The organism is Emticicia sp. TH156 (assembly GCF_002855535.1).
Classification (GTDB): Bacteria; Bacteroidota; Bacteroidia; order Cytophagales; family Spirosomataceae; genus Emticicia; species Emticicia fluvialis.
Genome location: NZ_PKRS01000001.1, coordinates 536,282 through 549,781 on the forward strand (window position 1 = coordinate 536,282; position 13,500 = coordinate 549,781).

The following is a 13,500-nucleotide window of genomic DNA, read 5'->3' on the forward strand; positions in this document are numbered from 1 at the left end:
ACAATAAATTAATTCATTTAAAAAGATATTTAAATTTTTTTAAAAAGTATCTCAAATTTCAAAAAAACACTATACCTTAGTACCAAAGTACAAACGTATTGTATAATTAATTAGCTAAACAAACTAACGAACTGTATGAAGAAACTTCTACTGGCCTGCTTTATGCTGGCTTGGGCGAGTTTTACATTTGCCCAAGATGTGACTGTAACCGGAAAGGTTACCGCTGATGACGGCTCCGCACTGCCCGGGGTGAGCGTTATTCTGAAAGGAACAACAAAAGGTACACAAACCAATGCCGACGGTAATTATTCAATTGCTGCAACAAAAGGCTCCTCTCTCCTATTTAGTTTTATAGGCTTTGAATCACAAACAGTTGCAGTTGGCAATATGTCTGTTATCAATGTTACATTGAAGAGCGACGCCGCACAATTGAATGAAGTTGTGGTAACTGCATTGGGTATCTCTCGTGAAAAAAAATCACTTACCTACACGGCTCAAAGCATTAGTTCAGACAAACTAACGGTTTCTCGTGATGCCAACGTGGGCAATGCCCTTGCCGGTAAAATTGCCGGTGTGCAGGTATTGGGCCAGTCGGGCGCCAAATTTGGTTCACCAAATATCCGTATCCGTGGTGTAAACTCTCTTACAGGCGGAGACCCCCTTTATGTGGTAGATGGTACGCCGGTAGGTAGCATTGCCGATGTAAACATGGACGATGTTGAAAACCTGACTGTATTGAAAGGGCCATCGGCTACTGCCCTGTATGGTAACCGTGCATCTGGCGGGGTAATTGTAATTACAACCAAACGTGCCAAATCAGGTGAGACAACCTTTACTATCAACCATAGTACTACTATGGATCGCGTAGGTCTGCTACCAAAATATCAGAACGAATACGGTGGTGGTTACTCTCAGGAATGGGAAACATTTAACTATAACCCTGCTATTCACCCTGCTGCCTGGGCTTCTTTCAACGGACAAAAAATCCTCGACTACTCGGCTGATGAAAGCTGGGGGCCACGCCTTGACGGCTCACCTCACCGCTCAGCGTTTTCTTGGCAGCCTGGCCCTGAATTTGGCCAGCTGACACCATTTGAGGCTTCACCAAACAACGTAAGAGATTTCTTTGAGAAACCTTTCAGCCACAATACAAACCTTGCGTTTGCTAAAGGTGGCGATAATTTCCAAAGCCGCGTTTCATATACTCATCTTGACAACAACGGTATTATACCTAACAGCAAGCAGTTGAGAGATTATATCAGTGCCAAGAACACTTTTAATATTACAAAGAAATTTTCAGCAACGCTTGATATTACCTACTCAGCCACACGTGCCAAAAACGTACCTGCAGATAACTACGGTTCGTCAGGTGGTACAACAGGAAGCATGGGTTTGCCTACTGGTGTGCCGGTAGCGGCGGTTGGCTATAACCAGACTGTGGGTTCATTTAACCAGTGGTTCCAACGCCAGTTGAAAATAGAAGACCTCAGAAATTACAAAAATCCTGACGGAACTTACAGAAGCTGGAATATTGGTGGCCCACTTGACCCAAAACCAAAATACTGGGACAGCCCTTATACACAGATGTATGAAAGTACTAACCTGAACAATAACGACCGTATTTATGGTAGCTTTGGGTTGAGTTATAAAATCTTCGATTTCCTTACTGCTTCTGTAACTACTCGCAGAGACTGGAGAAATTATTACGGAGAAGGCCGTATTGCAACAGGAACCCTGAACGCAGGTGGACTAGGTGCCTATGCTAACTATACAACTACCGGCTATGAAAACAACCATGAAGCCTTGTTGGCACTTGACAAAACACTAGGCAAGATATCATTGGTTGGAACTGCCGGTGGCAACATCAGATATTCAAGAACAACTGTGCTTTCGCAAGCTACCTCAGGTGGCCTGACGTCTCCGGGCTTCTATAACATAGCGGCTTCAAAAGACCGTCCTTCTGTAGGCAACAGTTTAATTGAAAGGCAAGTAAACAGTTTATTTGGGAGTGCAAGTATCGGTTATGACAACACCTACTTCTTAGAAGGAACTGTTCGTAACGACTGGTCGTCAACATTGCCAGTGGCTCATAATTCATACATCTATCCATCGGTAGGTGCCAGTGTTGTAGTTTCAGAGCTGATTCCGAAAAACAGCATTTTGTCATTTGCTAAAATCAGAGGTAGCTATGCTCAAGTAGGTACAGACGTTGACCCGTACAGAATTTATCAGACCTATTCAATTGGTAATGCGTTCGGCTCAAACCCGACTTTGTATCTGCCAACGCAGTTACCTAATGCCGACCTTAAACCAGGTCTTTCTTCGGCGTATGAAGGAGGTATCGATTTAAAGTTCCTTAATAATCGTATCAGCGTAGAGTTTACTGCATATAAAAACCAGAATAAAAATCAGATTCTTGCATTGTCGGTACCACCAGCCAGTGGTTACAGTTCAACACTTATCAATGCAGGTATGATTGAAACCAAAGGTTTTGAATTACACATTGGCGCTACGCCTATCAGAACTACCAGCGGATTTACCTGGGATGTGGATATTAACTTAGACCGCAATACATCAAAAGTTGTTGAATTGCAGGAAGGTCTTACTAACTATCAGTTAGGTGGCCCAACCTGGAGAACCTTAACTGTAAACGCCCGCGTAGGTGAACAATGGGGTATCTTACAAGGTAAAGGATATGTAACTAATGACAAAGGCGAAAAAGTAGTAGGAGCCGATGGCCATTACTTAGTGCAGGACAACAAATTGCTTGGCTCGGTACTGCCTAAGTTCAAAGGTGGTTTGTTGAACGTGTTTACGTACAAAAACTTTTCGCTAAGAGCTAATATTGACTTCATTGTGGGAGGTAAATTCTTCTCTACAACCCGTATGTTTAACGCTTATGCTGGTCTTGCTGCCGAAACAGCCGGCCTGAACGAATTGGGTAAACCAAAACGTGACCCGGTTTCAGCAGGTGGTGGTATTTTGTTGCCCGGCGTTACTGCTGACGGCAAACCAAACACTGTTCGTGTTGAAACGCAGGAGTTTTATGAAGACAAAATGTTTGGATTTAACGAAGCTTGGATTTATGATCAGACTTATGTGAAACTAAGAGAGGTTTCGCTGGGATACAACATTCCTAAAGGATTTTTGAATGGTAAAGCATTTAAATCAGCCAGAGTTTCATTGATTGTTCGCAACCCTGTGTTGATTTACAGCGCCGCTGGTGGTGGTATTGATATCTCGGAAGCTGAAGTTTACTGGACAGAAGGTGGACAGTTACCTCCGGTACGTTCATACGGTATCAACCTTAATTTAGGATTCTAATCTCAGAAAACCAGTATAAAAGTCATATTTCATACTGTTTAAAAATATTGACACATGAAAAAAACATTTGCATATAAATCATTAGCTGTTGCAGTTGCATTGTCAATTGCCACTACTTCCTGCGATCCGGGTGATTTTGGCGATATGAATGTCAGCCCGAATAACCCTTCAACTCCTAATACTGCCGGTTTTTTTACTTCGGCATTACGCAATTTTGGTGCCATGACTACCGAAATGGTTCCTTCATTGTACACCCAACATTTTGGTGATGTTACTTACATTGAGGATTCTCGTTATAAAACCATTAATTTTAACTTCAGCGGTTATTATACCGGCCCACTAATTGCATATCAGACCATTATTGATTTGAACACCAACGCAGATACCAAAACTACGGCAGCTGCTAACGGCTCAAATAATAACCAGATTGCCATTGCGCGTATCGCAAAAGCATACACATACATGTGGATGACCGACCGTTGGGGAGATATTCCTTACTCACAGGCATTAAAGGGTAAATCAAACTTCAGCCCTGCTTATGATACACAGCAGTCAATCTACACTGATTTGTTTAACGAATTAAAACAAGCACAGGCACAGTTTGATGGCGGAGCAACCGTAAAAGGAGATATTATCCTGAATGGAAACGCAACCCGTTGGAAAAAATTTGCCAACACCTTGCGTATGATTATGGCATTGCGTCTTTCGAAAGTTGACCCAACTAAAGGGAAGGCCGAATTTGCCGCAGCCATGGCAGATGGCCCACTGGCATCAAATGCTGACAACGTGAAGTACGGGTATCTTTCAGAGGCAAACAATGAGCACCCATTGTATAATAACTATATCACAACAAACCGTAAAGATTTTGCTGTGAGCAATACTTTTATCAATTATCTGGTAAAAACCAAAGACCCGCGTATAACTGCTATGGCAGACCCCAACATTGAGCAAAAATACGTTGGTGTGCCTTATGGTGTGTTTCCTCCTACCTGGAAAGCACAGGATGTATCACTTGCTGCCAGTGCCATTCGTCAGCAAAATTCAACTGCAAACATAGTAACTTATGCCCAGGTATTGTTCTCTCAGGCAGAAGCTGCCAAATTAGGATGGATACCTGGTGATGCTAAAACGTATTATGAAAGTGCCATCAAGGCTTCAATGGAACAATGGTTAGGCGCTGCTGCTACTGCGGCGGCTGTTAGTGATTTCTTGCAACAACCAGATGTTGCCTATGATGATGCCAAAGCTTTGCAACAGATAGCTACGCAAAAATGGGTTGCCTTGTTTTATCAGGGCAATGAGGCCTGGGCAGAATGGCGCCGCACAGGATACCCGGCACTGACACCACCGGCAAATGCTCTGAACCCAAGCAAACAGATACCTCACAGAATGGCATACCCTGTAACAGAACAGACACTTAACAAGGTTAATTACGACAAGGCCATTGCCAATCAGGGTGCTGACACACAGGATACCCGAGTATGGTGGGACAAAAAATAAGCATAATTACCGAAACACATATATCGCAAAGAGGCAGTCAATCGGCTGCCTTTTTTGTTTTTTTGGTGGGGATAATTTAGACAAAATTAACAACCAAAATACCTTTGCCTGTAACTAAAAAAAATACCAAAATGATTTACATAAAACATTAATATTGAGACGCTTACAAAAGTATCATTTTAAGTTTTATTAAAATTATTCAACAGATCTTCCCGTATTTTTTACTATAAACAGTTGTTTTTTGAATCTTATCTACATTATTTTTGTAAAGAGAATAATCTAACAATTACTTTTCTCAAGTAAACAAACTAAAAACCAAACAAACTATTATGAGGAAATCTCTTCTTTCAAGCCTTCTTTTGGTGTTGTTTTGGAGCGTGCAGGTCTTTGCACAAGACAAAACAGTTACTGGTAAGGTCACTTCATCTGACGATGGTTCTCCACTTCCTGGTGTAAGTGTAACATTAAAAGGCTCAACCAAAGGTACGACCACAAATGCTGATGGAGTTTACAGCATTTCAGCACCAGGCAACGCTACCCTTACGTTTAGTTTTATTGGCTTTGTTACGCAACAAGTGCCCGTAAACAATCGCGCAGTTATTAATTTACAACTGGTATCTGATGCCACAGAACTGGCAGAAGCCATTGTAGTGGGTTATGGAACAACCTCTAGCATTAAAAAAACCGGAGCAGTAGGTGTAGTTACATCTGACAAAATTGAGAATACTCCGTTTTCATCGGTTGACAAGGCTATTCAGGGTCGTGTGGCCGGTTTACAATCAGCTGGTGGTTCTGGTCAGCCGGGTTCAATCCAGAATATTCGTATCCGCGGTATTGGGTCAATGACAGCTGGCTCTGATCCTCTTTATGTAGTTGATGGTATACCAATCAACTCTGGTGACCTAACAAGAAATACAACTACAGCTAATGCTTTGGCGGGAATTAATCCTAACGACATTGAGAGCGTTACCGTATTGAAAGATGCAGCATCAGCCTCTATTTATGGTTCACGTGCGGCTAACGGAGTTATCCTGATTAACACCAAAAAAGGTAAAGCCGGAAAAACCAAAATTCGCTTTGATACTGAAGTTGGTGTAGTAGGTATTGCTTACTTAAGTGATGCCAACCGTCCATTAACAAGTTCTGAGTGGCGCGAATTAACATCTGAAGGACTTGTAAATTCAGGGCAAGCGCCTGATCTTGCTGCTGCTCAGGCTTTGGTTGACAAAAATTTTAGAACTGATAACGGTATCAACACCAACTGGCTTGATGAAGTTACCCGCCAGGGGACTCAACAGCAATATAACTTATCTGCTTCAGGTGGTAACGAAAAAACACAGTTCTATTTTTCAGGTGGTTATTTCAAACAGGAGGGTAACGTAATAGAGTCGAAGTTTAACCGTTATACAGGTAACTTGAACCTTACTAACAAGATAACTGACAAATTGACCCTGAAAGCAAACATCATGCTTTCTGCAACCGGTCAGAGGGGCCCGGGCACTGGCGGTTTATTTGCAAACCCTGTTTTGAATGCCTATTTCTTGTTGCCCTCTTACAATCCGAGAAATACAGATGGCACACCAAATATCTCTGGTCCTGATTTTCCTGCAGGTGCACTTTACAATCCACTTGCTATTGCCACAATGGACAAAAGAAATACCACTGGATTAAAAGGCATTACCACCACTTCGCTTGAATATCAGGTTTTAAAAGATTTGAAACTTTCAAGTAAAATAGGTATTGACTACAATAACTATGAGGAAGATGTTTATAACAACCCGTTCTATGGAGATGGAAGAAATGATGCTGGTCGTTCTTACAGATATTACACCCGATATTTCAACTGGGTTTGGACTAACCTTGCCGACTATACCTGGGATATAACAAAGAATGATGATTATGTTCTGAATGTAATTGCTGGATATGAGGCACAGAAATCTATGCAATATACATCTAACGTAGCTACGTTTGGTCTCCCAGGTAACCTGAATATCACCGTTCCTTCAGCAGGTTCTGTTTATAATTCAGCGATTGGTTCAAATAGTGACTACTCATTCTCTTCGGCTTTGGCTATGGCCAACTTCTCTGTTCAAAACAAATATGTATTGTCAGGTAGTTTCCGTAGAGATGGCTCTTCAAGATTCGGTAGTAATAACAGATACGGTAACTTCTGGTCAGTTGGTGGTGCCTGGAATATCCATAAAGAAAGTTTCATGGCCGATTTGAAATGGATTGACCAGTTGAAATTAAGAGCATCTTATGGTTTGAATGGTAACGCTGCTATTGGCAACTATGACTGGAGACCTACTTATGCTTACGGTTCTGGTTATAACTATTTAGGTGCAACAGGTAGTGGCCCAAGTGCTGTAGGCAATGTAAACCTGACATGGGAGGTAAACCGTCCTTTAGATATAGGTTTTGATGCCACGTTGCTAAAAAAACGCTTAAATGTTACTTTTGAATGGTATACCAGAAAAACAACAAGCCTCTTGTTGGATGAGCAACTTTCGAGAACTTCAGGCTTTACAAGCTTTAAAAACAATATAGGTTCATTGCAAAACCAGGGTATTGAGCTAGCTCTTTCAGGTACCCCATTGATTATCGGAGAGTTCACTTGGGATGCAAGCTTTAATATCTCAATGAACAAGAATAAAATCCTTGCTCTTGCAACTCAGGACCAGGTAGATGGCGCCTTCATTAGAAAAGTTGGTCAAGACTATCAATCATTCTATGTAAGAGATTGGGCAGGCGTTGACCCTGCTAATGGTGCACCATTATGGTATATTGACGATACCCGTACTGAGAAGACAAGTACTTATAACACAGCTAAACAACAGATAGTAGGATCTGCAACACCAAAAACATTTGGTAGCTTTAGTTCTACGTTCTCGTATAAAGGTTTGAGTCTTGACTTCATGTTCTATTATAACTTTGGTAACCTTGTACGCGACAGCTGGGCAAACTACACACAAAGTGATGGTTATAATGCCACTTTCAATAGAGTAGCAATACAAATGACAAGATGGCAAAAACCCGGTGATGTTACAAATGTGCCCAAATATGTATATGGTGGTTCGCTTGCATCAAACTCGCTTTCCAGCCGATACCTTTATGGTGGTGATTATATCAGGGTAAGAGATATTACACTTGGTTATACATTACCTGCATCATTGATTTCAAAAGCAAAATTGAGCAATGTTAAATTGTATGTAAGAGGTAGCAACATCTGGACATGGGTAAAAGATAAAAACCTTCCTTATGACCCTGAAACATATATCAACAGTTCTACCAACTTAGATATTTATATTCCAAAAACGTTTACAGGTGGTTTACAAGTCGCGTTTTAATACTCAATTTTTAAAAAATCATCATGAAAAGATTTAATCATAAAATAGTAGTTTTAGGAATCCTGATTACAAGTTTTTTATCCTCTTGTAAGGATTCCTTCCTTGAACTATCTCCTTACACTCAAATACCTAACGAAGCCGCTGTAGCCACAGAGGCCGATATGTTGGTAGCTCTGAGAGGAGCATATTCTCAGATAAGAAGTGCAAACTTATATGGCCGTACTATCCCTGTTATAGGTGACCTTGGTGCGGATAACGTTTTTCTTTCTTCAAGAAACTCAGGCAGATATTTTGCTTTTGACCAATACATAATTACTACCAACAATGCAGATTATGAAGGTTTCTGGAATAACGCTTACACTGGCATTCTAAGAGCAAATAACATCATCAATTCTAAATTGGCAGACAATGCCAATGTTCTTCAGTTGAAAGGAGAAGCTTATGCGTTAAGAGCCCTTTTATATTTCAATTTGCTACGTAGTTTCTCTCAATCAACAGATGGTAGTAAAGAAGGTGTACCTTTGGTTTTATCTTATAACCCAACTTTGAAACCGTCTCGTAATACTGTTCAAGAGGTTTACGCCCAGATTCAGGCTGATTTAGACAAGGCATATACCTCAATGACAGTAAATAATGGCTCAGCCAGATTTTCTAAATATGCTGCGCGTGCTTTAGCTGCTAAAGTAGCATTGTACCAGGCTGATTACGAAAAGGCATTAACTTATGCTACTGATGTTATAACTAATGGTGGGTTTACACTCTTGACAGCTAGTGGTGTAGCTTCTTATTGGGCTAATCCTGCTTCAAATGCATCAACCGTAAAAACTGAAACGCTGTTTGAAGTATCAGCGGATGCAGTTTTGAACGTAGGTACTGACGAACTGGGTTATATTTACAACCAGGCTGGTTATGGTGATTTACTTGCTAACGAAGAATTATACAAATTGTATGCTGATACTGATGTTAGAAAAAAGTTAATTGTAATTGGCTCAAGGGCACAAGCAGAAAATCCGGCTTACATTGTAAACAAATACCAAAACGTAGCAGGAGACAGAGACGATAAAAAAGTACTTCGTATGTCTGAGGTATATTTAATTGCAGCAGAAGCCGCAGCTCGTACTAACAAAGAAGCAGATGCATTAAAATATCTCAATACCTTAGTTGCTCAAAGAGATTCAGCTCTTGTTTACTCTTCAAGTGGCGCTACATTAATTGAAAATATCATTACAGAACGCAGAAAAGAATTAGCATTTGAAGGAGACCGATTCTATGATTTGAACCGTCTGAAAAGAGACATCGTTCGTGTAGGTGGGAGATACTCAGTTAGATCTATTCCGTTCTCAAGCAACTTCAGAATCGGGCCAATCCCACAATCTGAAAGAAATGCGAACCCGAATATTTCTCAAAATGCAGGATATTAATCTTAAATAGTTTTAAATGCCCGGCTTTACTATTAAGTCGGGCATTTTTTATACCAATAGTATTTCCGAATACGTTATTTCATCAAATTTATTTTAAATTATTCTGTTTCTTATGAAAAAAGCCCTTTTAAACCTTTCTATGCTTTTTTGCTGTATAACTGCACAGGCGCAATACATGCAAGATGTTAGTGGAAAACCCTTATTGGCAGGAAAATACGTAGACGTAGTTGGTACTCCCTATCTATTTGAAAACTGGACAAAAGGTGAGGTTATTCTGGCCGATGGGAAAGCCTATAAAGAACTTGATTTGAAATATGACCAAGTAGAAGGCCTGGTTTTTTTTAAGGGTAAGAAAGGAGAAGACCTCGGTTTTACAACAGTAGTAAAATCATTTAAATTATTTCCCGGTAGTATTCCAATGGTTTTTATTCAGGTACCTCAAATAAAAGATGGCGAAAAAGACCCCTACTTTGAAGTACTACATGAAGGTAAAAATGTGAAGTTTTTGAAAAAAACAGTCAAAACGATACGGGAAGGGAATAGCTATGGGTCAGCAAGCTCAACCAAAAAATTCACTGAAAATATACAATACTATCTACTCAAATCAGACGGCACCTACGCTAAAATCAAGAAAGACAAAAAGTCTATTCTAAACACACTAGGCGACAAATCTGAAGCTTTGGAGAAATTTATAAAAGATAACAAGACGAACTTCAAAGAAGATGCTTCTGTATCTGCATTGATTGAATACTACAATACTTTGTAACAAAAAAGGGCATTAAAGCCCTTTTTTGTTTTTAAGCCAATATTTGCTTGGCATATATATCTGTTAGTACTTCTACAACTTTATCTATTTCTTCAGGGGTATTATATTTACCAAACGAAAACCGTACGTTCCCTCTATCGGGGTGTACATTTAATGCCCCCAGCACATGAGAGCCGACGTCTGTTCCGCTTGAACAGGCACTCCCGCCTGAACATGAAATCTGGGCGATGTCCAGATTAAATAAAAGCATATCGTTATCCTCACTCGGCGGGAAACTCACATTCAGAACCGTATAAAGGCTGTTTTCAACATCGGCAGAATTTCCATTAAATGTAACGCCTGGAATATTTGCTTTTAATTTATCAATCATACGGGCTTTAAGTACTTTCAGATAGGTCTGGTGCTCTTCCATGTCACGGTATGCAATCTCTAATGCTTTAGCCATGCCCACAATGCCATAAACGTTTTCGGTTCCTCCTCTCATGTTACGCTCCTGAGACCCCCCATGAATAAACGGGTGTATCTTATTATTGGCATTGATATACAAAAAGCCTACCCCTTTAGGACCATGAAACTTGTGTGCTGCGCCTACAATAAAATCTACTGGCAGGTCTTTCAGGTCATGCTTATAATGGCCCATGGTCTGAACAGTATCTGAATGAAAGACCGCTTCATATTGTTTACAGATTTCACCAACCTTTTTCAAATCTATCAGGTTACCGATTTCATTATTACCGTGCATTAACGAAACCAGCGACCGTGGTTTGGTTTGTAACAATTCTTGCAGATGCCCCAAATCAACCCTGCCTATGTCGTCTAGTTTTACAAAGCTAAGCTCTATAACACCTTGCTTGGCCAGATACTCTAATGTATGTAAAACAGCATGATGCTCAGTTCTTGATGTAATTGCGTGCTTTAACTGATACGTATCTATGCTGCAGGTAATGGCTGTATTGTCAGCTTCTGTGCCGCCAGAGGTAAAGAATATCTCAGATGGCGAAGCGTTTAACAACGAGGCAATAGTTTTACGTGCTTTTTCAATGGCCGAGCGCACCTGCCTGCCATGTGCATGTATAGATGAAGGATTACCGAAGTTTTCGGTCATTAACGGAAGCATGGCTTGCAGAACGTCGTCATCAAGACGGGTGGTTGCTGCATTATCGAGATAGATACGAGGCATAAATTATTTGGTTTCCGCAAAATTAATACTTGTTTTTATATTGTACAACCCACAGATATTATAGACTAAGCAAATTTTATTTGGCAAAGCCGGTTATCCGGCTACTATAACTCTACGCTGGCATTCCTTTTAAAGGCAGCTCCGAAGTCAATCATCGATTCCGTTTTTAATACACCGTCAATATTATCTATTTTATCATATAAAACAAGGCGCATGTGCTCGCTAGACTTAGCCACTATACGAATGTATAAAGTATACTGCCCGGTAATATAATAACACTCCGTAACTTCAGGTATCTTCCGTAACTCTTCAATAATTTGTTTAGAGTCTGAGTCTTCTTTCAGAATAATGCCTGTAAAGGCGCTCCACTCATATCCTAACTTGCGCTCGTCTAAAATAATTCCGGCGCCTTTCAGAATACCAGCCTTTTTCATACGGGCAACGCGCTGATGCACCATTGTGTTAGAAATATTCAAATTTTTGGCTATTTCAGAATAGGGTTTCCTTCCATCTTTTTCAAGATGAATAAGAATCTGCTTATCAAAATCATCTAAAAAGTTCATATATTTAACAAGTCATATTTACTTAATATTTGCATTATTTAATACTTATCACTTTTTTATTAGGCATATTTAGTAAATATAACTTATATATTGATAAAACAAAGTCATTTTAACATTTTTATGCGAGAATCCATAAAAAGATCTTAAATATATTACTAAGATGACAGATACTTTCTTAAGCGACCAACTGATTGAACTGGAAGAGCGTTATGGCGCACATAATTACCACCCCCTACCGGTAGTGCTGGAAAAAGGTGAAGGAGTGTACTTGTGGGACGTAGAAGGAAAACGTTACTATGATTTCCTGTCGGCCTATTCGGCGGTTAACCAGGGGCATTGTCATCCGCGCATCATAAATGCATTAATTGAGCAATCGCAGAAACTGACGCTTACGTCTCGCGCATTTTATAACTCAATATTGGGCCGTTTTGAAGAATACATAACCAATTATTTTGGTTATGATCGGGTACTACCTATGAATACCGGTGTAGAAGCTGTTGAAACAGCCATGAAGTTGTGTAGAAAATGGGGGTATCAGGTAAAGGGTATTCCAGAAAACAAAGCTAAAATAATATTTGCGGGTGGCAATTTTCATGGAAGAACGTTATCAGTAATTTCAGCATCTACCGACCCGACAGCGCGTAAAGATTTCGGCCCCTATATGAGCGGCATTGAAATAGTGCCTTACAACAATATTGAAGCATTAGAGGAAGCGCTGATAAACGACCCTTACATAGCCGGGTTTATTGTAGAACCCATGCAGGGTGAGGCTGGCGTAGTAGTACCCGATGACCAATATCTGCCGGAGGCCTTCAGGCTTTGCAAAGCAAGCCGGGTACTCTTTATTGCCGACGAAATTCAGACTGGTATTGCACGAACAGGCCAAATGCTGGCCACAGACCATTATCATATCAGGCCTGATATGGTAATTCTGGGTAAAGCGCTCTCTGGTGGCGTGCTGCCTGTTTCGGCTGTATTGGCTGATGATGAAATTATGCTGACATTGAAACCCGGAGAACATGGCTCTACCTATGGAGGGAATCCTCTGGCATGCGCTGTGGCCATGGAAGCGTTAAAGGTAGTGAAAGAAGAAAACCTGGCAGGTAATGCCGATTATTTGGGACGGATTTTTCGGCATGAAATGCAAAAACTGGTTGAAGAAACCGATATTGTAACAGAAGTACGAGGAAAGGGTTTGCTGAATGCCATTCTGATAGACACCACTGAGGAGTCTGACCTTGCTTGGGACATATGTCTTGAGCTGAAAAACAACGGATTGCTAGCCAAACCTACGCATGGTAATAAGATAAGGCTTGCACCGCCCTTGATAATGACTGAATCTCAGTTATGGGATTGCATAGAAATTATCTCAGACACCATCAGAAGGTTTGACTGACAC

General features: G+C 40.6%; 8 protein-coding genes. 6 read left to right on the forward strand and 2 right to left on the reverse strand.

Annotated elements, in window-relative coordinates; genetic code table 11:
- Positions 1–135 precede the first annotated feature (135 nt).
- From C0V77_RS02350 to C0V77_RS02370, 5 genes are all read left to right on the forward strand, one after another.
- Positions 136–3,324, forward strand: a complete 3,189-nt coding sequence (locus tag C0V77_RS02350) for a SusC/RagA family TonB-linked outer membrane protein (RefSeq protein ID WP_101724696.1) — start codon at positions 136–138, stop codon at positions 3,322–3,324.
- Positions 3,325–3,378: 54 nt separating this feature from the next.
- Complete coding sequence (locus tag C0V77_RS02355; RefSeq protein ID WP_101724697.1) at positions 3,379–4,824, forward strand: SusD/RagB family nutrient-binding outer membrane lipoprotein; 1,446 nt, start codon at positions 3,379–3,381, stop codon at positions 4,822–4,824.
- A gap of 329 nt (positions 4,825–5,153) precedes the next feature.
- Positions 5,154–8,171, forward strand: coding sequence for a TonB-dependent receptor (locus C0V77_RS02360; protein WP_101724698.1), 3,018 nt, complete (start codon positions 5,154–5,156; stop codon positions 8,169–8,171).
- Between the two features lie 23 nt (positions 8,172–8,194).
- On the forward strand, positions 8,195–9,592 hold the full coding sequence (locus C0V77_RS02365) for a RagB/SusD family nutrient uptake outer membrane protein (protein ID WP_101724699.1): 1,398 nt from the start codon (positions 8,195–8,197) through the stop codon (positions 9,590–9,592).
- Between the two features lie 112 nt (positions 9,593–9,704).
- Positions 9,705–10,358: a hypothetical protein gene (locus C0V77_RS02370; RefSeq protein WP_101724700.1), complete on the forward strand. Its 654-nt coding sequence runs from the start codon at positions 9,705–9,707 to the stop codon at positions 10,356–10,358.
- A 31-nt stretch (positions 10,359–10,389) separates the two neighbouring features.
- Here the strand turns inward: C0V77_RS02370 and C0V77_RS02375 are convergent, their stop codons facing one another.
- Entirely contained in the window at positions 10,390–11,538 is a 1,149-nt protein-coding gene (locus C0V77_RS02375) for a cysteine desulfurase family protein (protein WP_101724701.1), read from the reverse strand.
- Between the two features lie 104 nt (positions 11,539–11,642).
- A complete protein-coding gene (locus C0V77_RS02380; RefSeq protein WP_101724702.1) occupies positions 11,643–12,101 on the reverse strand; it encodes an Lrp/AsnC family transcriptional regulator in 459 nt (152 codons plus the stop codon).
- Between the two features lie 160 nt (positions 12,102–12,261).
- On the opposite strand from C0V77_RS02380, the gene rocD reads away from it, so the two are divergent.
- A complete protein-coding gene (gene rocD / locus C0V77_RS02385; RefSeq protein WP_101724703.1) occupies positions 12,262–13,497 on the forward strand; it encodes an ornithine--oxo-acid transaminase in 1,236 nt (411 codons plus the stop codon).
- The last annotated feature ends 3 nt before the right edge of the window (positions 13,498–13,500 follow it).

Coding starts and splice junctions, on each gene's coding strand:
- C0V77_RS02365 (WP_101724699.1), top strand. CDS start 8,195: ATGAAAAGATTTAATCATAAAATAGTAGTTTTAGGAATCCTGATTACA.
- C0V77_RS02355 (WP_101724697.1), top strand. CDS start 3,379: ATGAAAAAAACATTTGCATATAAATCATTAGCTGTTGCAGTTGCATTG.
- C0V77_RS02380 (WP_101724702.1), bottom strand. CDS start 12,101: ATGAACTTTTTAGATGATTTTGATAAGCAGATTCTTATTCATCTTGAA.
- C0V77_RS02350 (WP_101724696.1), top strand. CDS start 136: ATGAAGAAACTTCTACTGGCCTGCTTTATGCTGGCTTGGGCGAGTTTT.
- C0V77_RS02370 (WP_101724700.1), top strand. CDS start 9,705: ATGAAAAAAGCCCTTTTAAACCTTTCTATGCTTTTTTGCTGTATAACT.
- rocD (WP_101724703.1), top strand. CDS start 12,262: ATGACAGATACTTTCTTAAGCGACCAACTGATTGAACTGGAAGAGCGT.
- C0V77_RS02360 (WP_101724698.1), top strand. CDS start 5,154: ATGAGGAAATCTCTTCTTTCAAGCCTTCTTTTGGTGTTGTTTTGGAGC.
- C0V77_RS02375 (WP_101724701.1), bottom strand. CDS start 11,538: ATGCCTCGTATCTATCTCGATAATGCAGCAACCACCCGTCTTGATGAC.